This is a genomic window from Shumkonia mesophila, from assembly GCF_026163695.1.
Lineage (GTDB): Bacteria > Pseudomonadota > Alphaproteobacteria > Rhodospirillales > Shumkoniaceae > Shumkonia > Shumkonia mesophila.
In genome coordinates this window covers 97090-118325 of sequence record NZ_JAOTID010000013.1, presented here as the reverse complement: position 1 = coordinate 118325, position 21236 = coordinate 97090, and the positions used below count along the sequence as shown (strand labels likewise).

Here is a 21236-nt window from a genome sequence, read left to right as displayed (position 1 = left end):
CATGGCGGGATGTTCCTGCTCGATCAGTCCGGACGATCCGGCGGTGCGGCGCAATCAGGCGGTGCGGGGCGCGCCCGACGCCCGTCTGTTCGCCGAACTGACGACGGCGCTGGAGCGTTTCGACGGGTTGACCCGGCGCCCGCTCCTGGGTTTCATCGTCTTCGCGCTGGGTCTGCGCGACCGCGAGCGCCAGCAGATGACCGGGCTCGAATACGTCCGGCTGTTGGGCATGGCCGGCGAGCCGGCTTCGGCGGCCATCGACACCGAACGCATGGTGTGGGTGCCGATCGAGGTGTTCCGCCGCCTGTTGGGCCAGGCCGCGGCCCGGCGCGGCCAGTGGGGGGCGGCGGAGGAATCGGCGGCGCCCGCCGTCACCGCCGCTTGACCTTTCGCGGGCATGCATTACCCTAAAGAAGCCAGACGGCCGGATGGCCGCCTTCCGTGCGCGACAGCGTGGCGGGGGGAGGAAAGTCCGGGCTCCACGGAAATACGGTGCCGGGTAACGCCCGGCGGGGGCGACCCCAGGGAAAGTGCCACAGAAAGCAAACCGCCCTGCTTCGCTCTTACGAGCTTCGCAGGGTAAGGGTGAAAGGGTGCGGTAAGAGCGCACCGCGCCCCCGGCGACGGGGGCGGCACGGTAAACCCCACCGGGAGCAAAACCGAATAGGGACGACGGGCCGGCTTGTCCGGCAGGCGCGTTTCCGCGTCGTCGTCCGGGTTGGTTGCGCGAGGCGTCCGGCAACGGGCGTCCCAGATGAATGGCCATCCCCTTCGAAGCCTCGGCGGCGGAGGGACAGAACCCGGCTTACAGGCCGTCTGGCACTTACCACAGGCTGCGGACGTCAGCGGTTATCTTGAGAGGCCTAAATGTTCGAGACGCTGATGCGGGTCACCGCCCGTCCGCAACCCTTCGCCCACTACACCACCCCCGAGCTTTGGAACGACCCGCACGTGTCGCGTCGGATGCTCGAACTGCATCTCGATCCCGACGCCGAGCTCGCCTCGCGGCCCGCCGGTTTCATCGAACGTTCCGCGGCCTGGATTGCGTCGCGCTTCTGCCTGGGGCCGGGCCGGGCGGTGTGCGATCTCGGCTGCGGCCCCGGGCTGTACACCTCGCGCTTCGCCCGGGCCGGGGCAGCGGTGACCGGTGTCGATCTGTCGCAGAACTCCATTGCCTATGCCCGCGAAGCCGCCGTCCGGGACGGCTTGACCATCGACTACGTGCTGGGCAACTACCTGGAGGCGACGCCGGACGCGCCGTTCGACCTGATCACCCTGATCTTTTGCGACTTCTGCGTGCTCAGCCCGGACCAGCGCGGCGTTCTTCTCGACAGGATGCGGGCCATGCTGGCGGAGGGCGGGAGCGTACTGCTCGACGTTCAATCCCTGGCCGGCCTTGCCGGTGTCGCCGAGGCGACGACGGTCGAGACGGCGCCCAATGGCGGGTTCTGGTCGGCCGATCCCTATTTCGCCATCCGCAACGTGTTCAAGTACGGGGTCGAGCGGCTCTTCCTGCACAAGTATACGATCGTCGAGCGCAACCGCACCCGCGAGAGCTACAACTGGATCCAGTGCTACGATCCCCGGGGGCTCGGCGACCTGTTCGCCGAACATGGCCTGCGATTGACCGAAATCCTCGGCAACGTTGCCGGTGACGCCTATGACGCGGAGGCCCCTGAATTCGCCGTGATTGCCGAAAGGGCGGATCGGATTCGCGTTTGAACACAGAGAACGCGTAATGACGACGCATTTTCCGGCCGTTCGCGGCATCTTAATCTTTGCTTAACATTTGCCGATTCATGGTCCGCAGAGCGGTATGCGACTGCAGGGAATCGCGCTTTCCTTCATCGTCATTCCCGCGAACGCGGGGGTGACGAAAAGAGGAATCCGTTTGATCGCATTGCGCTCTGGTCATCCGGTCGCTCCAGGCCGGCGGGGGAGGGGGAGTCCATGAGCTTCGATGAATGGCGCCGCGACGGCTTCGTCATCAGTACCGATCAGGCCCGCATCGACCGCGCCTCGACCTGGCAATTCATCCGGACCACGTACTGGGGGGAAAAGCTGACCGAGGATCGTTTCCTGCGCTCGCTCGATCGCGCGCTGGTGTTCGGGCTCTACGGGCCCGACGGCAAGCAGGCCGGTTTCGGCCGCGTGGTCACCGATTACGCCCGCTTCGCCTGGCTCAGCGATGTCTTCGTGGCGCCCGAACTGCGCGGTCGCGGCCTCGGCCGCTGGTTGGCCGAGACCATCGTCGGCTATCCGCCGATCGCCGACGTCGACCGCTGGGTCCTGGCCACCCGCGACGCCCACGGGGTTTACCGGCCGCTGGGCTTCGGGCCGCTTCCCGAGCCGGCCCGCTACATGCTGAAGACGCGCGGCTGAGGGGTCCGCGGGCCGCTGCCGTCCTCGCCAAGATCCTTGCCTGCCACAAGAGAACATAGTGGGAACATAATATCGCCGCATTGTTGTTGCTGAATAGAAGGGCGCAACACCCTCGAACCTTTGGCGATCACTGTGGCCCGTTTTGCGGGCCCTTGGTTTCCGCGGCCAGTAACACTTTGTTAACCCAAGTATTTCAATAGTATCCCATTGACGCCCATGATATCCCATGGTATCCCATGAATGCCCGCCATGTGGATCGTGGGGGAGCGACCGTAAGCCGAGGATTTCCGGGCCTTTCGGCGGCCGGTCGCAAGGGGGATGGCAGAGGTCAGAATGGCGCTGTTGGTCGGCAGGCACGTCAACAAGATCGACAGAAAGGGTCGGGTTTCCGTCCCTAAGCCGTTCCGCGACGCCTTCAAGGATCAGTCGTTCGCCGGCCTCTACGCCTATCCGCTGTTCAAGTACCCCGCCATCGAGGCCTGCGGCGAAGACTTCATGAACCGCATCAGCCAAAGCCTCGACGACCTCGACCTCTTCTCCGACGAGCAGGACGAGCTCGCCTCGGTGATCATGGAAAACGCCCACCCCCTCGCCTTCGATCCGGAAGGCCGCGTGGTCCTCCCCCCCGAACTCCTGGAGCACGCCGGCATCACCGCCGAGGCCCTGTTCGTCGGCCGCGGCACCCGCCTGCAGATCTGGACCCCCGAGACCTACGCCAAGCACGCCCGGCAGACCTTCGAGAAGGCCCGCAGCCGCGGCGCCACCCTCAAGCTGCGGCCGTCAGGGCCGGCCGGCGGGGAGGAATGATGGCGGGCCCGACCACCCACGTTCCGGTCATGCTGAAAGAAGTGCTTGCCGTCCTGGCGCCCCGGGACGGCGGCATCTACGTCGACGGCACCTTCGGCGGCGGCGGCTATGCCCGCGCCGTGCTGGAGGCGGCCGACTGTTCGGTGTGGGGTATAGACCGCGATCCCGACGCGGTGGCGCGCGGCGCCGAAATGGCCAAGCATTTTCCCGGCCGCCTGACCGTCGTCGGCGGCCGTTACGGCGACATGGACCGTATCCTGGCGACGGCCGGTCTAGGTGAAGTCGACGGCGTGGCGCTGGATCTCGGCGTATCGTCCCAGCAGATCGACGACGCCGAGCGCGGCTTCTCGTTCCGCGAGGACGGGCCGCTCGACATGCGTATGGAGAAGGAGGGCGCCAGTGCCGCGGATGCCGTCAATTCCCTTCCCGAGAAAACGCTCGCCGACATCATCTATGCCTATGGCGAGGAGCGGGCCTCGCGCCGTGTGGCGCGCGCCATCGTCGAGGCCAGGGAGCGCGAGCCGATCGAGCGCACCGGGCAGCTGGCCGCCATCGTGCGCCGCGTCGTGCCCAAGTCGCGCGACGGCATCGACCCGGCGACCCGCACGTTCCAGGCGCTGCGCATCCACGTCAACCAGGAGATGGCGGAACTCGACCGCGGCCTTGCCGCCGCCGAGGCCGTGCTCAAGGCGGGCGGGCGTCTGGCCGTGGTCGCGTTTCATTCCTTGGAGGACCGCCGGGTCAAGACCTTCCTGAGGTCGCGCAGCGAAGACCGCCCGCACGTCTCGCGCCATCTGCCCGAGGCCGCCGACGGGGCGGCGCCGGCCGCCACCTTCCGGTTGCTCGGCCGGCGCTCCCAGGTGCCCGGCGAGGCCGAAACCGCCGCCAACCCGCGCGCCCGGTCGGCCCGCCTGCGCGCCGCCGAGCGAACCGCTGCCGCCGCCCTTGCCGGAGGTCTGTCATGATCCGCCAGACCACGCTGTTCGCCCTGCTGGTCGCCGCCGGTCTCAGCCTGGTGCTGTTTTCGGTCAAGTATCAGGTGCAGCAGCTCGAGGCCGAACTGACCGGCATCGAGCGCGGCATCGTCAGCGAGGAGCGGGCCATCCACGTGCTGCGTGCCGAGTGGGCCCACCTGAACGATCCCGGCCGGCTGCGCCAGCTGGCCGAGAAGCACCTGGGCATGGGGCCGATCTCGGCCCGCCAGATGAACAGTTTCGACGGCTTGGCCGAACGCCAGCCGGCGGTGACGCCCGACGTCCAGCCGGTTGCGGCGCGTCCCGCCGATGCCGGCCTTAGCCGCGGAGAGAAGCGATGAGCGCCGAAACCTCGCTCGGCCAGAACGGCCAAGCCACTCGCAAGCCTTGGGAATTCCGCCGTGTCCGCCTCGATGGCGCGCGCAAGCAGGCGCTCGAGACCGGGCGCAACCGCGTGCTGGTGACCGGCGCCGTGTTCGCCTTCGCCTTCCTGGCCATCGCCGGGCGACTGGTCGACCTCACCGCCATCGACCAGCCGGGCGAACCCAAGGTTGCGCAGGCCGAGAGCGAGCGCAGTGGCACCATGGACCGTGCCGAGGTGCTGGACCGCAACGGGCTGATCCTGGCGACCAGCCTGCCCACCGCCTCGCTCTATGCCGACGCCACCGAGGTGCTCGACCCTGCCGAGGCGACCGAACGCCTGCTGACCGTGCTGCCCGAACTCGACGGCGCCGACCTGCTGGCCAAACTGTCCAGCCGCAACCGTTTCGTGTGGATCCATCGCAACCTCACCCCCAGCCAGAAGTTCGAGGTCAACCGGTTGGGGATTCCCGGCCTGCAATTCCATCAGGGCGAACGGCGGGTCTATCCGCACGGGCCGCTCGTCGCCCACGTGCTTGGCCTCACCGACGTCGACAGCCGCGGCATCGCCGGCGTCGAGAAGCTGTTCGACGAGCGCCTGCGGGTCGACGACGAGCCGCTCAAGCTTTCCATCGACCTTCGGGTCCAGGCCATCGCGCACGAGGAACTTTCCGCCGCCGTCGCCGAATACAGGGCGCTGGGCGGCACCGCCATCGTGCTCGACGTCGCCACCGGCGAAACGCTGGCCATGGTGTCGCTGCCCGACTTCGATCCCAATCAGCCCGCCACCCTGCAGGGCGAGGCCGGCTTCAACCGCGCCACCAAGGGCGTCTACGAGATGGGGTCGACCTTCAAACTGTTCACCGCCGCCATGGCGCTGGACTCCGGCACCGTCACCCTGCAGAGCGGTTATGACGCCAGCAAGCCGATCCGCGTCGCCCGCTTCACCATCAGCGACTACCACGGCGAGAACCGCTGGCTGTCGGTCCCCGAAATCCTGATCCATTCGTCCAACATCGGCGCGGCCAAGATGGCGCTCGATGTGGGCACCAAGGGCCAGCGCGACTATCTGGGCCGGTTGGGCCTGCTGACGGCGCCCGCCGTCGAACTGCCCGAGGTCGGCAAGCCGCTGGTTCCCGCGCAGTGGCGCGAAATCAACACCATGACGATCGCCTTCGGCCATGGCCTCGCGGTCAGCCCCCTGCAAGTGGTGGCGGCGACGGCGACGCTGGTCAACGGCGGCATCCGCTACACCCCCACCATCCTGCGCCACGAAGGGGCCGCGCCCCTGGTCGGCGAGCGCGTCCTGTCGCCGGAGACCTCGGCCAAGGTGCGCCAACTGATGGAACTGGTGGTCGAGGAAGGCAGCGGCAAGCAGGCCAAGGTCGAGGGCTATCGCATCGGCGGCAAGACCGGCACCGCCGAGAAGGAAGTCAACGGCCGCTATCGCAGCGACGCCCGGATCTCGTCCTTCATCGGCGCCTTCCCCATCGAGCGGCCGCGCTATGTGGTGCTGGCCCTTCTCGACGAACCGCACGGCACCAAGAAGACGTACAACTACGCTACCGGCGGCTGGGTCGCGGCGCCGGCGGTCGGCAAGATCGTCAAGCGGATCGCTCCGCTCATGGGCATTTCCCCGAGTGTGCCGGGCGACGACGCGGCGCCCGGCATCGCCCCCAAGAACGCGCCGAAGGCCGTGCCGGTCAACCGCGACCTGGTGGTCGCGGTGCGGGCGGCCCTCGACGATGTCAGGGAGGCCCGGCGTGCGGCTCGCTGACCTGCTGAGCGAAGAACTTCAAGGCTTGGCCGGGGCGGCCGAATTCGGAACCACGGACATCACGGGACTGACCAGCGACTCGCGCCAGGTCAAGCCCGGCTATCTGTTCGCCGCCTTTCCCGGCGCCCACGCCGACGGCCGCGAATTCATCGCCGAGGCCCTCGGCCGCGGGGCCGTTGCCGTGCTCGCTCCACCCGGTACCCAGCTTTACCCGCCAACCCTTCCGGCCCGCCTGATCAATGCCGAGAACCCGCGCCGCGCCCTGGCCCTGATGGCGGCGCGTTTTTACGATAGGCAGCCCGCCACCGTCGCGGCCGTCACCGGCACCAACGGCAAGACCTCGACGGTCACCTTCGTGCGCCAGATCTGGGCCCGCCTGGGCCACCAGGCCGCCAGCATGGGAACGCTGGGCACCGTGGCGCCGGGCGTCGAGACCAAGGGCAGCCTGACTACGCCCGACGCCGTCGACCTCCATCGCGACCTTGCCGCCCTGGCCGAAGCCGGGGTGAGCCATCTGGCCTTCGAGGCCTCCAGTCACGGCCTCGCCCAATACCGGCTCGACGGCGTCAAGGTGAAGGCGGCCGGCTTCACCAACCTGACCCGCGACCACCTCGACTATCACGGAACCATGGACGCCTATGGGGCGGCCAAGTTGCGCCTGTTCACCGACGTCACCGCCGGCGACGGCGCCGCCGTGATCAACGCCGACGACGCCGGGGCGCCGATGTTTGTCGAGGCGGCCCGCAAGCGCGGCCTCGCCGTCCTCACCTACGGGACGGCGGGCGAGGCCATCCGCTTGGAGCGCAGCGAACCGTTGGCCGAGAGCCAGCGGCTGAAGATTGCCGTCGAGGGACGATCCCACGACGTCGTCCTGCCGCTGGTCGGCGCCTTCCAGGCGATGAACGCCCTGTGCGCCCTGGGCCTCGCCATCGCCACCGGCAGCGACGCCGCCAAGGCGGTGGCGGCGCTGGGCGGGCTGGAGGGCGTGCGTGGCCGCTTGCAGCTGGCGGCCCGCCATCCCAACGGCGCACCCATTATCGTCGACTTCGCCCATACCCCCGACGCCCTGGAGTCCGTGCTCAAGACCCTGCGGCCGCACGTCAAGGGACGGCTGCTCGTCGTCTTCGGCTGCGGCGGCGACCGCGACGCCGGCAAGCGCCCCCAAATGGGCCGCATCGCCGACACCCTGGCCGACCTGGCCTTCGTCACCGACGACAACCCGCGCGGCGAGGATGCCGCCGCCATCCGCCGGCAGGTCATGGCGGCCAGTCCGCGCGCCCGCGAAATCGGCGACCGCCGGCAGGCCATTGCCGCCGCCGTCGCCGCCCTCGGTCCCGACGATGTTCTGCTGGTGGCCGGCAAGGGCCACGAGACCGGCCAGATCGTCGGCGACAAGGTCATTCCTTTCGACGACGTGACGGTGGTCAGCGAAGCGGTGGCGGAGGTCGGACGATGAACGTTGCGCCCCATGCCGGATCTGTTCTGTGGACCGCGGCGGAGACGATGGCGGCGACCGGGGGCCGCGCCAGTGGCGAATGGACGGCCACCGGCGTTTCCATCGACAGCCGGGCGATCCAGGCGGGCGACCTGTTCGTCGCCATCAAGGGCCCCAACTTCGACGGCCACGCCTTCGTCGCCGATGCCCTCGGCGGCGGTGCGGCGGCGGCGATGGTCAGCCATCGCCCACCCGAAGTTTCCGAGAAGGCGCCGCTTCTGGTGGTCGGCGATACCCTGGACGCGTTGCGGCAGCTGGGGGCGGCGGCCCGCACCCGGACGCGCGCCCGCATCATCGCGGTGACCGGCAGCGTCGGGAAAACCGGGACCAAGGAGGCGTTGCGCACGGTGCTCGGCCGGCAGTACGCGGTGTTCGCCACGACCGGCAACCTCAACAACCACTGGGGCCTGCCGCTCAGCCTGTCCAGGCTGCCGCTGGACGCCGAAATCGGCATTTTCGAGATGGGCATGAACCATGCCGGCGAAATCTCGCCGCTGTCGCGCCTGGCCCGGCCGCACGTCGCCATCGTCACCACGGTGGAACCCGTTCACACGGAATTCTTCGACAGCGTCGAGGCGATCGCCGACGCCAAGGCCGAGATCTTCGACGGCATCGAGGCCGACGGCGTGGCGGTGCTCAACCGCGACAACCGATTTTTCGCGCGCCTGGCGGGCTCCGCCGAGGCAGCCGGCGTGTCGCGGATCGTTTCCTTCGGTGTCGACGCCGGCGCCGACGTCAGGTTGACCGAGGCGACCATCGAGGCCGACGGCTCGCGCCTCAAGGTGATGGTGGGCGGCGAGACGCTGCGCCTGCGCGTCGGCGCGCCGGGCCGCCACTGGGTGATCAACAGCCTGGGCGTCCTGGCCACGGTGTGGGCGGCCGGCGGCGACGTCAAGAACGCGGCGGCCTCGCTTGCCGTCATCGAACTGCCGAAGGGCCGTGGCCAGCGACATCGGGTGACGATGGCGGGCGGCGCCTTCGAGCTGATCGACGAAAGCTATAACGCCAGCCCGGTTTCCATGTGCGCCGCCTTCGAGGTGTTGGGCGTCGCCCAGCCGGGCCCGGGCGGGCGGCGGATCGCCGTGCTGGGCGACATGCTGGAACTGGGTGCCGAGTCCGGCGACCTGCATGCCGGTTTGGCGGCGCCGCTGCGCCGCAATGGCATCGACTTGGTGTTCACGGCGGGAACCCACATGGCCTGTCTGTCGGGGGTGTTGCCGGCCGCCATGCGGGGCGGCCATGCCGCCGACGCCGAGGCGCTGTTGCCGCTGGTCAGGGGCGCCGTCGGACCGGGCGACGTGGTGATGGTCAAGGGCTCGGCGGGCAGCCGCACCGGCCCCATCGTGCAGGCCTTGCTGAAGCTCGGCGCCAACGGCGGCGACGCGCCACGCCGGACCGTCAACGGGCGTTAGGGGGCGCCATGCTGTTCCATCTGCTTGTCCCGCTGGCCGACGAGTTCCTCGTCTTCAACGTCGTGCGCTACCTCACGTTCCGCACCGGCGCCGCCATCATCACGGCGCTGATCGTCGCCTTCGTCCTCGGCCCCCGGATCATCCGCCACCTGCGCAAGGTCCAGAACGGCGGCCAGCCGATCCGCCTCGACGGCCCGGAAAGCCATCTGATCACCAAGAAGGGCACGCCCACCATGGGCGGCTTCATGATCCTGCTGGCGCTGACGGTCTCCACCCTGCTGTGGGCGGATCTCAGCAACGGCTTCGTCTGGGCGGCGCTGTTCGTCACCATCGGCTTCGGCGCCGTCGGCTTCGCCGACGACTGGCTGAAGGTCACCCGGCGCCAAAGCGGCGGCCTGCCCGGCCGCGCCAAGCTTGCGCTGCTCACCGGCATCGCGGTCGTCGCCGCCTTTTGGATCACGTCGATGCTGCCGGCCTCGCTGGCCAGCTATCTGGCGGTGCCGTTCTTCAAGCAGGTGCTGGTCGACTTCGGCTGGGGCTTCATCGCGTTTGCCGTGTTCGTCATGGTCGGGGCGTCCAACGCCGTCAACCTGACCGACGGGCTCGACGGCCTGGCCGTCGTGCCGGTGATGATCGCCATCGCCGTGTTCGCGCTGATCTCGTACCTGGTCGGCAACGCCCTGTTCGCCAATTACCTGCAGCTCCACTACGTGCCCGGCAGCGGCGAGTTGGCCGTATTCTGCGGCGCCCTGGCGGGCGGCGGGTTGGGGTTCCTGTGGTTCAACGCGCCGCCGGCCGCCGTTTTCATGGGCGACACCGGCTCGCTGTCCCTGGGCGGCGCCCTGGGCTCGGTCAGCGTCATCACCAAGCACGAGCTGGTGCTGGCCATCGTCGGCGGCCTGTTCGTGCTGGAAACCGTGTCGGTGGTGGTCCAGGTGGTCTCGTTCAAGCTGACCGGTCGCCGGGTTTTCCGCATGGCGCCGCTGCACCACCACTTCGAAAAGAAGGGCTGGGCCGAATCGACCATCGTCATCCGCTTCTGGATCATCGCGACGATCCTGGCGCTGGTCGGCCTTTCGACCCTGAAGCTGAGGTGAGGGGGGCATGATCACCGTTTCCCACTTCGCCGACCGTCCGGTCGCCGTGTTCGGCCTCGGCCGCTCCGGCATCGCTTCGGCGCTGTCGCTTGCCGCCGGCGGCGCCACCGTGTGGGCCTGGGACGACAACGTGAAAAGCCGCGCCGCCGCCACTGCGAAGGGCGTGACGCTGCAAGAGCCGGGCACCTGCGACTGGCGCTCCGCCGCCGCCCTGCTGCTCAGCCCCGGGGTGCCGTTGACCCATCCGGCGCCGCATCCGGTGGTGGCGATGGCGCGTCATGCCGGCTGCCCCATCGTCGGCGACATCGAGTTGCTGGCCAAGGCCCAGCCCAGGGCCACCTACGTCGGCATTACCGGCACCAACGGCAAGTCGACCACCACCGCGCTGATCGGCCACATCCTCAAGGAGGCCGGCCGCACCGTCGAGGTCGGCGGCAACCTGGGCGCCCCGGCCCTCGGGCTCAAGCCGCTGGAAGCGGGTGGCATCTACGTGCTCGAGCTGTCGTCCTACCAGCTCGACCTTATCGACGAGGCCGCCTTCGACGTCGCCGTCTTCATCAACCTGTCGCCCGACCACCTCGGCCGGCATGGCGGCATGGACGGCTACGTTGCCGCCAAGCGCCGCATCTTCCGCCACCAGAAGCCGCACATGATGGCGATCGTCGGTGTCGACGACGACCGCTCGCGGGCCATTTTCGAGGAGTTCAAGACCGAAGGCGGGCGCCGCGTGGTGCCGATCTCGTGCCTGCGGCGGGTGTCGAAGGGCGTGTTCGCCGCCGGCGGCCGGCTGGTCGACGACATGGAAGGCGCCATGCGCGCGGTCGTCGACCTCGCCGAGGCGCCGACGCTTCCCGGCGAGCACAACTGGCAGAACGCCGCCGCCGCCTATGCCGCGGCGCGCGCCGTCGGCATCGAGCGTGAGGCGATCGCCAGGGCGCTCGTCACCTATCCCGGCCTCGCCCACCGCCAGGAGCGCATCGCCAGCGTCGGCGGCATCGCCTTCATCAACGACAGCAAGGCGACCAACGCCGACGCCGCGGCACGCGCGCTGGCCTGCTACGACGCCATCTACTGGATCGCCGGCGGCCTGCCCAAGGAAGGGGGCCTCGCCGGCATCGAGCCCTACTATCCGCGCATCCGCCGCGCCCTCCTGATCGGCGCCGCCGAGGCGGCCTTCGCCGAGACGCTGGCCGGCCAGGTTCCGGTCAGCCGCTGCGGCACGCTCGAGGCGGCGGTGCGGGAAGCCCATAAGCTGGCCGTCGCCGAAGCGATCCCGGGCGCCGTCGTCCTGCTGTCGCCGGCCTGCGCGTCCTTCGACCAGTTCACCAGCTTCGAGCACCGCGGCGACGTCTTCCGCGATCTGGTCGCCGACCTGGCCAACGGCCGGAGGGCGGCGTCATGAGCATCGGACGCACCGATACCAGCCTGGTCGGACGGTGGTGGTGGACGGTGGACCGCTGGACCCTGGCCGCGCTGTTCGCCATCGTCGGCGTGGGCGCCGTGCTGACGCTGGCCGCCTCGCCGCCGGTCGCCGAGCGTATCGGGTTGGAAACCTTCCACTTCGCCCGCCGCCAGTTCGTCTTCCTGCCGCTGGCGCTGGCCATCATGATTTCGACCTCGCTGCTGTCGGTTAAGGGCGTGCGCCGGCTGGCTGCCCTCATCCTGGTGGCGTCGCTGGTGATGATGGTGGGGGTGCTGTTCTTCGGCGTCGAGACCAAGGGCGCCGTCCGCTGGCTGCAGATCGGTTCCTTGACGATCCAGCCGTCCGAGTTCGTCAAGCCCAGCTTCGCCGTCATGGCCGCCTGGATGCTGGCCGAGCGGCGCATGGACGACGGCTTCCCCGGTTACGGCGTCGCCACCATCCTGCTGGCGGTGGTGGCCGGACTGCTGCTGTTGCAGCCCGACGTCGGCATGACCATCCTGGTGGCCGCCATCTGGGGGGTGCAGCTGTTCATCGCCGGCCTGCCGCTGACCTGGGTGGGGGCCATCGGCGCCATCTTCCTGGGGGCCGGGGTCGGCGCCTACTTCACCTTCTCGCACGTGCAGAGCCGGGTCGACCGCTTCCTCGACCCCGCCATCGGCGACAGCTATCAGGTGGCGCGCGGGCTGGAGGCCTTCCGCAACGGCGGCCTGTTCGGCCGCGGCCCCGGCGAGGGCCAGATCAAGGCGGTGCTGCCCGACGCCCACACCGACTTCATCTTCGCGGTGGCCGGCGAGGAATTCGGCCTCATCGTCTGCCTGCTGATCGTCGCGCTGTTCACGTTCGTCGTGCTGCGCGGCTTCGCGCGCATCCTCAAGGAGGAAAACCTGTTCGTCGTGCTGGCGGTGTCGGGCCTGCTGGTGCTGTTCGGGCTGCAGGCCATCATCAACATGGCCTCGGCCGTCCGCCTGATGCCGCCCAAGGGCATGACGCTGCCGTTCATTTCCTACGGCGGCTCGTCGATGATCGCACTGGCGCTGACCATGGGCATGGTGCTGGCCTTGACCCGCGCCCGTCCGCACCAGGATTTCGGCGAATGAGCGCGCCCGCCACCCCCCTTGTCGTCCTGGCGGCCGGCGGTACCGCCGGCCACGTCTTCCCGGCCGAGGCGCTGGGCCGCGAACTGCTGGGCCGCGGCTGCCGCGTCGCCCTGATCACCGATCAGCGAGGCTCCGCGCGGGGCACCTTCCTGGCCGGTACCGAAACCTACCGCATCCGGGCCGGCGGCCTGGCCGGCAAGGGCGTGGCCGCCCGCCTGCGCGGCGGCGTCGAACTGGTCATCGGTACCTGGCAGGCCCGTCGCCTGCTCGCACGCCTCCAGCCGGCGGCGGTGATCGGCTTTGGCGGCTACGCCTCGGTGCCGACCATGGCGGCGGCGGCCCTGGGCGGCCGGCGCACCGCCGTCCACGAACAGAACGCCGTTCTCGGGCGGGCCAACCGGCTGCTGGCAGGCCGCGTTTCGCGCATCGCCACGTCGTTCGCCGATTGCCAGGCCATCCCCGAGCGCGGCGCCGACCGGGTGGTCCACACCGGTATGCCGGTGCGCGCCGCCGTGCTTGCCATGCGCGAGCGGCCGTACGCTCCCCCGGCCCTCGACGGAACGATCCGCCTGATGGTGGTCGGCGGCAGCCAGGGCGCACGGGTCTTTTCCCAGGTCGTGCCGGCGGCCATCGGCCTGCTGCCGGATGCGTTGCGCTGCCGGCTGGCCATCGTTCAGCAATGCCGGCCGGAGGACCTGGAGGCGGCGACGTCCGCCTACCGGGCGGGCGGCATCGAAGCCGAGCTCAAGAGTTTCTTCGACGACATCCCGGAACGCCTGGCGGCGGCCCATCTGCTGATCGCCCGTTCCGGCGCCTCGACGGTGGCGGAAATGCTGGCGGTCGGCCGGCCGGCCATCCTGGTGCCCTATCCGCATGCCATCGACGACCACCAGTCGTTCAACGCCCACGCCGTTGCCGAGGCCGGCGGCGGCTGGCTGATGCCGCAGGACGGTTTCACGGCGCCGGCCCTGGCGGCCCGCCTGGAATCCCTGCTGGCCGTGCCGGCGACGCTGGATCGGGCGGCCGCCGCGGCGCGCGCCGTCGGGCGGCCCGATGCCGCGGTCCGGCTGGCCGACATGGTGATGGACCTGATGGATCGCGGCGGCGACGCCCAGCCCGGGAGGCCCAATTGATGGCGCTTCCCCTCGACCTCGGCCCCATGCATTTCGTCGGCATCGGCGGTATCGGCATGAGCGGGATCGCCGAGATCCTGCACAACCTCGGCTATGTCATCCAGGGCAGCGATGTGGCGGAAAACGCCAACGTGCTGCGCCTCAGGGCGCTGGGCATTCCCGTTACCGTCGGCCATGCGGCCGAGCACCTGGGCGAGGCCCAGGTGCTGGTGGTGTCCTCGGCCGTCAAGCGCGACAACCCCGAAGTCGCGGCGGCCCGCGAGCGGCTGATCCCGGTGGTCAGGCGGGCCGAGATGCTGGCCGAGCTGATGCGCCTCAAATGGTCGATCGCCATCGGCGGCACCCACGGCAAGACCACCACCACCTCGATGATCGCCGCCCTTCTCGATGCCGCCGGTATGGACCCGACGGTGATCAACGGCGGCATCATCAACGCCATCGGGTCGAACGCCCGCCTGGGCAGCGGCGACTGGCTGGTCGCCGAGGCCGACGAATCCGACGGCACCTTCGTCAAGCTGCCGGCGACGATTGCCGTCGTCACCAACATCGACCCCGAGCACCTCGACCACTATGGGACGTTCGATGCGCTGCGCGCCGCCTTCCGGGTGTTCGTCGAGAACATCCCCTTCTACGGCTTCGCCGCGCTGTGCATCGACAACGCCGAGGTGCAGGCGCTAATCCCGCACGTCACCGACCGCAAGATCGTCACCTACGGTTTCAGCCCGCAGGCCGACGTGCGCGCCATCAATCTGGAAACCGTGCCCGGCGCCACCCATTACGACGTCGTGCTGACCGACCGCAAGGCCGGCGACAGCCGGACGCTTACCGGGATGGTCCTGCCGATGGTGGGCGACCACAACGTCCAGAACTCGCTGGCCGTGGTGGCGGTGGCCAACGAGATGCGCCTTGACGAGGCGGTGCTGCGCCAAGCGCTTTCCACCTTCCGGGGGGTCAAGCGTCGCTTCACCCGCACCGGCGAGGTCGACGGCATCACGGTGATCGACGACTACGGTCACCACCCGGTGGAGATCGCCGCCGTGCTGCGCGCGGCGCGCAGCGAGGCCAAGGCGAATAAAGTCATCGCCGTCGTCCAGCCGCACCGCTATTCGCGCCTGCAAAACCTGTTCGAGGGTTTCTGCACCTGCTTCAACGACGCCGACGCGGTGGTCGTCGCCGACGTCTATCCGGCCGGCGAGGCGCCCATCGAGGGAATCGACAAGACCGCCCTGGTCGAAGGGTTGCGCGCCCACGGCCACCGGCTGGTGATGCCGCTGGCCGACCCCGCCGATCTGGCCGGCGTGATCAACGACCTGGCGCGTCCCGGCGATCTGGTCGTCTGCCTGGGCGCCGGCAGCGTCACCACCTGGGCCAACGCCCTGCCGGCCGCCCTGACCCGGCTGCGCTACGGCGATGCGGGAGGACCCGCCCGATGACCGTTCATGGACATTCTCGGCTGATCGAGCACCTGCCCAAGGTCCGCGGCGAATACCTGCCCGACTTCGATCTCGCCCGCGTCACCTGGTTCAAGGTGGGCGGTCCGGCCGAGGTGCTGTTCAAGCCGGCCGATGCCGACGACCTCGCCAGCTTCCTGGCCAGGCGGCCCCTCGACCTGCCGGTCACGGTCATCGGCGTTGGCTCCAACCTGCTGGTGCGCGACGGCGGGGTGGCGGGGGTGGTGGTGCGCCTCGGCCGCGGTTTCGCCGACATCAAGGCCAAGGGGACCGAGATCGAGGCCGGCTCGGGCGCCATGGCCATCCAGGTGGCCAGGGCCGCCCTTGAGGCCGAGACCGAGGGATTGGAATTCCTGAGCGGCATTCCCGGCACCGTCGGCGGCTCGGTGCGCATGAACGCCGGCGCCTACGGCGTCGAGATGAAGGATGTGGTCGTCAGGGCCCGCGCCATTGATGGCGCCGGCAAGGCGCACGAGCTCGCCGCCGCCGACATCGGCTTTTCCTACCGCCGCACCTCGATCCCCGAGGACTGGATCGTGGTGGCGGCGACCCTGCGGGGGGTGCCCGGCCGACGCGACGACATCGCCCGGCGCATGGCGCACATCCAGAAGGAACGGGAAACCACCCAGCCGCTGCGCATCGCCACCGGCGGCAGCACGTTCAAGAATCCGCCCGGCGCCAAGGCGTGGCAGCTGATCGAACAGGCCGGCTGCCGCGGCCTGCGCCGGGGCGGCGCCATGGTGTCGGAAAAGCACTGCAACTTCCTGATCAATACCGGCGAGGCGACCGCCGCCGACCTCGAGGACCTGGGCGAAGAGGTCCGCCGTCGCGTCCGCGAGACCGCCGGCGTCGATCTGGAATGGGAAATCCGCCGCATCGGCACCGCCGATCCCGGCAAACGGAGGGATTCGGCATGACCAAGCACGTCGCCGTTCTGATGGGGGGATGGTCGGCCGAGCGCGAGGTGTCGCTGGTCAGCGGCGCGGCCTGCGCCACCGCCCTTCGCGAAGCCGGCTATCGGGTGACCGCCATCGACGTGCAGCGCGACGTGGGGGCGCTGCTGACCCGCCTGTTCCCGCGGCCCGACGTCGTCTTCAACGCGTTGCACGGCCGCTTCGGCGAGGACGGATGCATCCAGGGGCTGCTCAATATCCTCGACATTCCCTACACCCATTCCGGCCTGCTCGCTTCGGCGCTCGCCATGGACAAGCCGGCGGCCAAGCGGTTGTTCTGGGCGGCCGACATTCCGGTCGCCGAGGATGCCGTCGTCACCCTGGAGGAGCTCAAGGAAGGCGACCCGCTGGAGCGCCCCTATGTCGTCAAGCCGCCGAACGAGGGCTCGAGCGTCGGCGTCTTCATCATCCGCGAGCAGGGCGACATCAACACGGTGATCGAGCGCTGGCCGTTCGGCGCGGAAGCGATGGTCGAGCGCTTCATCCCCGGCCGCGAACTGACGGTCGCGGTCATGGGCGACAGGGCGCTGGCGGTGACCGAGATCACCACCGAACACGGCTTCTACGACTACGACGCCAAGTATGCCGCCGGCGGCTCGCGGCACCTGCTGCCGGCGCCGCTCGATGCCGAGGTCTACGACGAGGCGTTGCGGCTGTCCGCCCGCGCCTGCGCGGTGCTCGGCTGCCGGGGCGTGGCCCGGGCCGACTTCCGCTACGACGGCGACACCCTTTTCCTGCTGGAAGTGAACACGCAACCCGGGATGACGCCGACGTCCCTGGTGCCCGAACAGGCGGCGCATACCGGCATCTCGTTTGCCGAACTGTGCACCTGGATGGTTGAGAGTGCGGAGTGCGATCGATGAGACCGTGGACATCCTCGACGTCGAAGAAAAGGGGCCAGCCCCGCCCACGGGTGAAGCCTCTTTGGAAAAGCGGCCATGTGGTCGCGCTGGCCGCCGTCGCGGCGATCGCCGGCGCGACGGCCGGCGGCTGGTGGATGTGGCAGTCGGGCTGGGCTGCGAACGTCGCCGCCAAGGCCCGCTGGGCGGTCATCGCGACGACCGCCGAGATGGGCTTCCGGGTCGAAAACGTGTTGGTCCTCGGCCGCCAGGAAACGCCGCGCGACGAGTTGCTGAAGGCGGTGCGCCTGGCCCGCGGCGCCCCCATCCTGGCCTTCGATCCCGATGCCGCCAAGCAACGGGTCGAGGCCCTGCCGTGGGTCAAATCGGCGTCCGTGCAGCGCCGGCTGCCCGACACCGTGTTTCTGCGCGTCGTCGAGCGGCGGCCGCTGGCGGTGTGGCAGCACCAGGGCCGGTTCGCGCTCATCGACCGCGACGGCCAGGTGATCCCCGACGGCAAGCTGGAGCGCTTCGCCCACCTGCTGCTGGTGGTCGGCGAGGACGCCCCGGTGCACACCGCCCGCCTGCTGGAGACGCTGTGGAACCAGCCCGACCTGATGGCGCGGGTGAAGGCGGCGGTGCGGGTCGGCGGCCGGCGCTGGAACGTTCGCCTCGACAACGGCATCGACGTGCGCCTGCCCGAGGAGAACACGGGATCGGCCTGGAACCGGCTGGCCGATTACGAACGAACCCATCACGTGCTGGCCAAGGACGTCGGCGTGCTCGATCTCAGGCTTCCCGACCGCCTGATCGTGCAGAAGGCGCGCCAGTCCGAGGGGCTCGAGCCCGGCACCGAAACGTGAGACGCCCGCAAGCCCATGGCGACGGATCGAAGAGCGGTAGACGGATGAAGACGAACGGCACGACCCCGAAAGTGCGCAACGGCCTGGTTGCCGCGCTCGATATCGGCAGCACCAAGGTGGTCTGCTTCATCGCCAGGACCGGGGGCGACACCGGGCTGCAGATCGTCGGCATGGGCCACCAGCTGTCGCGCGGCATCCGCTCGGGCACCATCGTCGACATGGAGGCCGCCGCCGATTCCATCCGCGCCACCGTCGAGGCGGCCGAGCAGATGGCCGGCGAGAACATCCGCGAGGTCATTGTCAACCTGTCGGGCGGCGAGCCCGTTTCGCGGCTGATCGCCTACGAGATTTCCATCGCCGGCCACCAGATCGGCGACGCCGATCTGCGCCAGGTGCTCGACCCCCACGTGCTCAACCACGGCCGCCCGGCCGATCACGAGATGATCCACACCCTGCCGGTCGGCTACAGCATCGACGGCCAGCGCGGGGTGGCCGACCCGCGCGGCATGTTCGGGGAAAGGCTGGGCGCCAATGTCCACGTGATCAGCGCCAGCGGCGGCGCGTTGCGCAACCTGGCCACCTGCATCGCCCACTGTCATCTCGAAATCGACGCCAGGGTGGTCTCGCCGCTGGCCTCGTCGCTGGCCTGCCTGGTCGACGACGAGAAGCAGCTGGGCGTCACCCTCATCGACATGGGCGGCGGCACCACCACCATCGCCGTCTATTTCGACGGCGAGCTGATCCATACCGACGGCATCCCGGTCGGCGGCATGCACGTCACCAACGACATCGCCCGCGGCCTCTCCACCCCGGTCGCCCATGCCGAGCGCATGAAGACGCTCTACGGCAGCGCCATGCCGACGCCGTCCGACGACCGCGAGGTGCTGAAGGTGCCGGTCATCGGCGAGGAGTCGGACTCCGAGGCCAATCCGGTGCCGCGCTCGATGCTGGTCAGCATCATCCGGCCGCGCATCGAGGAGACCTTCGAGATGGTGCGGGCCCGCCTGGAGGAAGCCGGCTTCGACAAGGTGGCCGGGCGGCGCGTCGTGCTGACCGGCGGCGCCAGCCAGTTGTCGGGCGTGCGCGAGGTGGCCGGAATGATCCTCGACAAGCAGGTCCGGCTCGGCCGGCCGCAGTTCATCCGCGGCATGGCCGAGGCGACCGGCGGTCCGGCCTTTTCGACCTGCGCGGGACTGCTGAAGTACGCGATTCGAACCCCGGCGGCGGCGGTCAGTTCGCCCTACCGCCCAACAGAGGTGCCCAACGGGCGGTTCGGCCGCTTCGGGCAATGGCTCCGTGAGAATTTCTAGAGGGAGAACGTTCGACCTGACCGGCCCGCCGAGGGGGCGGACCCCCGGCATCGCCGCCCGCGGACGGCAACACACAGGGAATATCTTGGCTTCGTCAGTTTTTCGGAGGGAATTATGAGCATCAACCTGAGCCTGCCGACCACCAGCGAAGTGCCCGAGCTGCGGCCGCGTATCACGGTCTTCGGCGTCGGCGGCGCTGGCTGCAACGCCGTCAACAACATGATCCAGGCCGAGTTGGAGGGGGTCAATTTCGTGGTCGCCAATACCGACGCCCAGGCGTTGGCGCAGGCGCGCACCGACACCCGCATCCAGCTTGGCGCAACCGTCACCCAGGGCCTGGGTGCCGGCAACCGGCCCGAAGTGGGCCGCGCCGCCGCCGAGGAGACGATGGACGAGATCGTCCATCACCTGGAAGGCAGCAACATGGTGTTCATCACCGCCGGCATGGGCGGGGGCACCGGCACCGGCGCCGCGCCGGTGGTCGCCCGGGCGGCCCGCGAGATGGGCATCCTGACCATCGGCGTCGTCACCAAGCCGTTCCATTTCGAGGGCATGCACCGCATGCGCATCGCCGAGGCCGGCATCAACGATATGGAACAGTACGTCGATACCCTGATCATCATCCCCAACCAGAACCTGTTCAGGGTGGCCAACGAAAAGACGACGTTCGCCGACGCCTTCAAGATGGCCGACGACGTGCTCTATTCCGGCGTGCGCGGGGTCACCGACCTGATGGTGATGCCCGGCCTGATCAACCTCGACTTCGCCGACATCCGTTCGGTGATGAGCGAGATGGGCAAGGCCATGATGGGCACCGGCGAGGCCGAGGGCGAGCGTCGCGCGCTGGAGGCGGCCGAGGCGGCCATCGCCAACCCGCTGCTCGACGACACCTCGATGAAGGGGGCCAAGGGCGTCCTCATCAACATCACCGGCGGCACCGACATGACCCTTTTCGAGGTCGACGAGGCGGCCAACCGCATCCGTGCCGAAGTGGACGGCGACGCCTTCATCATCTTCGGCTCGACCTTCGATGCCAGCCTCGACGGCAAGATGCGCATCTCGGTGGTGGCCACCGGCATGAGCACCCAGTCGCAGACCCAGCCGGCGCCGGTGACGCTGGATGTCCTTGCCAAGGCGCGGGCCGAGCGGGCGATCGAGCGCAAGAAGGCCGTTCCGGCCGAGGCGTACGCCTCGCCGCTGGGTTCCGTCGTGTCGATGCCGGCGACCCAGCAAGTTGTCGCCGAAACCGAGGAAACGGCCGCCGTCAAGCCTGAGGAGGTCGCCGCCGAACAGGCGGTCGCCGAGGTCGAGCCGGGGGCGCTGGATCACTTCGTGGCGGCACCCTCCGATCAGGTGCCGGCCCCGGCGGCGGCGCCGTCGGTCAACGCGCGGGAGACCTTCATTCCGGCGCGGCCGGTCGGTCGCAACGACCAGCCGATGCCGCCACGCCGGGCCGATCCGTTCGCCGGCGCGGCGATGGCCAACGGAGCCCGGGCGGTCGAACGGCCCCACGTCGAGGCCGCCAAACCGCGCGGCCCCAGCCTGTTCGAGAAGGTGACCGGAACCGGCCGGGCGGCCAAGCCGAGGGCCGAGCCGGCGCCGGTTCCGATGCCGGCGACGAAGGAGCAATCCGAGATCGGCGGCCTCGACCCGTCGGACCGTTTGCAGGACTCCCAGTCCGGCGACGACCTGCTGGATATTCCGGCCTTCCTGAGGAGGCAAGCAAACTGAGGAAAAACAATCGGTTGCACGGAAACAATTAGAAACAATGATTGATTTGAGTGCCACGGGGTTGGTGGGTATATCAACCCTCGTGGCACTTTTTCTTTAACTGCTTTCGGTCCAAGGGTTTTTCGGCGTGCA

Annotated in this window: 19 protein-coding genes and 1 other RNA gene; all 20 read left to right on the top strand. The window is 69.3% G+C overall.

The window, feature by feature from the left end; genetic code table 11:
- The first annotated feature begins 1 nt into the window (after position 1).
- The 20 genes from ODR01_RS19260 (at position 2) to ftsZ (ending at position 21104) form a co-directional block, all read left to right on the top strand.
- On the top strand, positions 2–385 hold the full coding sequence (locus ODR01_RS19260) for a hypothetical protein (RefSeq protein WP_316979326.1): 384 nt from the start codon (positions 2–4) through the stop codon (positions 383–385).
- A 31-nt stretch (positions 386–416) separates the two neighbouring features.
- An RNA gene (rnpB, locus tag ODR01_RS19255) (RNase P RNA component class A) lies at positions 417–824 on the top strand.
- 43 nt (positions 825–867) lie between these two features.
- Positions 868–1722, top strand: a complete 855-nt coding sequence (locus tag ODR01_RS19250; protein WP_316979325.1) for an SAM-dependent methyltransferase — start codon at positions 868–870, stop codon at positions 1720–1722.
- Between the two features lie 228 nt (positions 1723–1950).
- Positions 1951–2382: a GNAT family N-acetyltransferase gene (locus ODR01_RS19245; RefSeq protein ID WP_316979324.1), complete on the top strand. Its 432-nt coding sequence runs from the start codon at positions 1951–1953 to the stop codon at positions 2380–2382.
- Between the two features lie 318 nt (positions 2383–2700).
- A complete protein-coding gene (locus ODR01_RS19240) occupies positions 2701–3189 on the top strand; it encodes a division/cell wall cluster transcriptional repressor MraZ (RefSeq protein WP_316979323.1) in 489 nt (162 codons plus the stop codon).
- On the top strand, positions 3189–4154 hold the full coding sequence (rsmH, locus tag ODR01_RS19235) for a 16S rRNA (cytosine(1402)-N(4))-methyltransferase RsmH (RefSeq protein WP_316979375.1): 966 nt from the start codon (positions 3189–3191) through the stop codon (positions 4152–4154). Before ODR01_RS19240 ends, rsmH begins: the two co-directional genes overlap by 1 nt.
- Positions 4151–4504 (top strand): cell division protein FtsL, encoded by a 354-nt coding sequence (gene ftsL / locus ODR01_RS19230; protein WP_316979322.1) that lies wholly within the window; start codon positions 4151–4153, stop codon positions 4502–4504. Before rsmH ends, ftsL begins: the two co-directional genes overlap by 4 nt.
- Positions 4501–6300 carry a peptidoglycan D,D-transpeptidase FtsI family protein gene (locus tag ODR01_RS19225; protein WP_316979321.1) on the top strand — a complete coding sequence of 600 codons (1800 nt, stop codon included), beginning with the start codon at positions 4501–4503 and terminating at the stop codon, positions 6298–6300. The genes ftsL and ODR01_RS19225 overlap by 4 nt, the downstream gene beginning before the upstream one ends.
- A complete protein-coding gene (locus tag ODR01_RS19220) occupies positions 6287–7756 on the top strand; it encodes a UDP-N-acetylmuramoyl-L-alanyl-D-glutamate--2,6-diaminopimelate ligase (protein ID WP_316979320.1) in 1470 nt (489 codons plus the stop codon). The genes ODR01_RS19225 and ODR01_RS19220 overlap by 14 nt, the downstream gene beginning before the upstream one ends.
- A complete protein-coding gene (locus ODR01_RS19215; RefSeq protein WP_316979319.1) occupies positions 7753–9207 on the top strand; it encodes a UDP-N-acetylmuramoylalanyl-D-glutamyl-2,6-diaminopimelate--D-alanyl-D-alanine ligase in 1455 nt (484 codons plus the stop codon). Before ODR01_RS19220 ends, ODR01_RS19215 begins: the two co-directional genes overlap by 4 nt.
- An 8-nt stretch (positions 9208–9215) precedes the next feature.
- A complete protein-coding gene (gene mraY, locus ODR01_RS19210) occupies positions 9216–10304 on the top strand; it encodes a phospho-N-acetylmuramoyl-pentapeptide-transferase (RefSeq protein WP_316979318.1) in 1089 nt (362 codons plus the stop codon).
- Positions 10305–10311: 7 nt separating this feature from the next.
- Entirely contained in the window at positions 10312–11706 is a 1395-nt protein-coding gene (gene murD / locus ODR01_RS19205; RefSeq protein WP_316979317.1) for a UDP-N-acetylmuramoyl-L-alanine--D-glutamate ligase, read from the top strand.
- Entirely contained in the window at positions 11703–12824 is a 1122-nt protein-coding gene (gene ftsW, locus ODR01_RS19200; RefSeq protein ID WP_316979316.1) for a putative lipid II flippase FtsW, read from the top strand. Before murD ends, ftsW begins: the two co-directional genes overlap by 4 nt.
- On the top strand, positions 12821–13957 hold the full coding sequence (gene murG, locus ODR01_RS19195; RefSeq protein ID WP_316979315.1) for an undecaprenyldiphospho-muramoylpentapeptide beta-N-acetylglucosaminyltransferase: 1137 nt from the start codon (positions 12821–12823) through the stop codon (positions 13955–13957). The genes ftsW and murG overlap by 4 nt, the downstream gene beginning before the upstream one ends.
- The gene (gene murC, locus ODR01_RS19190) at positions 13954–15390 is read left to right on the top strand and encodes a UDP-N-acetylmuramate--L-alanine ligase (RefSeq protein WP_316979314.1); all 1437 of its coding nucleotides are present in this window, start codon (positions 13954–13956) and stop codon (positions 15388–15390) included. The genes murG and murC overlap by 4 nt, the downstream gene beginning before the upstream one ends.
- The gene (murB, locus tag ODR01_RS19185) at positions 15387–16325 is read left to right on the top strand and encodes a UDP-N-acetylmuramate dehydrogenase (protein WP_316979313.1); all 939 of its coding nucleotides are present in this window, start codon (positions 15387–15389) and stop codon (positions 16323–16325) included. Before murC ends, murB begins: the two co-directional genes overlap by 4 nt.
- The gene (locus ODR01_RS19180; RefSeq protein ID WP_316979312.1) at positions 16322–17224 is read left to right on the top strand and encodes a D-alanine--D-alanine ligase; all 903 of its coding nucleotides are present in this window, start codon (positions 16322–16324) and stop codon (positions 17222–17224) included. Before murB ends, ODR01_RS19180 begins: the two co-directional genes overlap by 4 nt.
- Positions 17225–17301: 77 nt before the next feature.
- Positions 17302–18063 (top strand): cell division protein FtsQ/DivIB, encoded by a 762-nt coding sequence (locus tag ODR01_RS19175; protein WP_316979311.1) that lies wholly within the window; start codon positions 17302–17304, stop codon positions 18061–18063.
- Between the two features lie 44 nt (positions 18064–18107).
- Positions 18108–19373 (top strand): cell division protein FtsA, encoded by a 1266-nt coding sequence (gene ftsA, locus ODR01_RS19170; protein ID WP_316979310.1) that lies wholly within the window; start codon positions 18108–18110, stop codon positions 19371–19373.
- A 114-nt stretch (positions 19374–19487) separates the two neighbouring features.
- Complete coding sequence (gene ftsZ / locus ODR01_RS19165; protein ID WP_316979309.1) at positions 19488–21104, top strand: cell division protein FtsZ; 1617 nt, start codon at positions 19488–19490, stop codon at positions 21102–21104.
- Positions 21105–21236 lie beyond the last annotated feature (132 nt).

Coding starts and splice junctions, on each gene's coding strand:
- ftsZ (WP_316979309.1), top strand. CDS start 19,488: ATGAGCATCAACCTGAGCCTGCCGACCACCAGCGAAGTGCCCGAGCTG.
- ODR01_RS19225 (WP_316979321.1), top strand. CDS start 4,501: ATGAGCGCCGAAACCTCGCTCGGCCAGAACGGCCAAGCCACTCGCAAG.
- murB (WP_316979313.1), top strand. CDS start 15,387: ATGACCGTTCATGGACATTCTCGGCTGATCGAGCACCTGCCCAAGGTC.
- ODR01_RS19180 (WP_316979312.1), top strand. CDS start 16,322: ATGACCAAGCACGTCGCCGTTCTGATGGGGGGATGGTCGGCCGAGCGC.
- rsmH (WP_316979375.1), top strand. CDS start 3,189: ATGGCGGGCCCGACCACCCACGTTCCGGTCATGCTGAAAGAAGTGCTT.
- ftsL (WP_316979322.1), top strand. CDS start 4,151: ATGATCCGCCAGACCACGCTGTTCGCCCTGCTGGTCGCCGCCGGTCTC.
- murG (WP_316979315.1), top strand. CDS start 12,821: ATGAGCGCGCCCGCCACCCCCCTTGTCGTCCTGGCGGCCGGCGGTACC.
- ODR01_RS19240 (WP_316979323.1), top strand. CDS start 2,701: ATGGCAGAGGTCAGAATGGCGCTGTTGGTCGGCAGGCACGTCAACAAG.
- ODR01_RS19215 (WP_316979319.1), top strand. CDS start 7,753: ATGAACGTTGCGCCCCATGCCGGATCTGTTCTGTGGACCGCGGCGGAG.
- ftsA (WP_316979310.1), top strand. CDS start 18,108: ATGAAGACGAACGGCACGACCCCGAAAGTGCGCAACGGCCTGGTTGCC.
- ftsW (WP_316979316.1), top strand. CDS start 11,703: ATGAGCATCGGACGCACCGATACCAGCCTGGTCGGACGGTGGTGGTGG.
- ODR01_RS19250 (WP_316979325.1), top strand. CDS start 868: ATGTTCGAGACGCTGATGCGGGTCACCGCCCGTCCGCAACCCTTCGCC.
- murD (WP_316979317.1), top strand. CDS start 10,312: ATGATCACCGTTTCCCACTTCGCCGACCGTCCGGTCGCCGTGTTCGGC.
- ODR01_RS19245 (WP_316979324.1), top strand. CDS start 1,951: ATGAGCTTCGATGAATGGCGCCGCGACGGCTTCGTCATCAGTACCGAT.
- ODR01_RS19260 (WP_316979326.1), top strand. CDS start 2: ATGGCGGGATGTTCCTGCTCGATCAGTCCGGACGATCCGGCGGTGCGG.
- mraY (WP_316979318.1), top strand. CDS start 9,216: ATGCTGTTCCATCTGCTTGTCCCGCTGGCCGACGAGTTCCTCGTCTTC.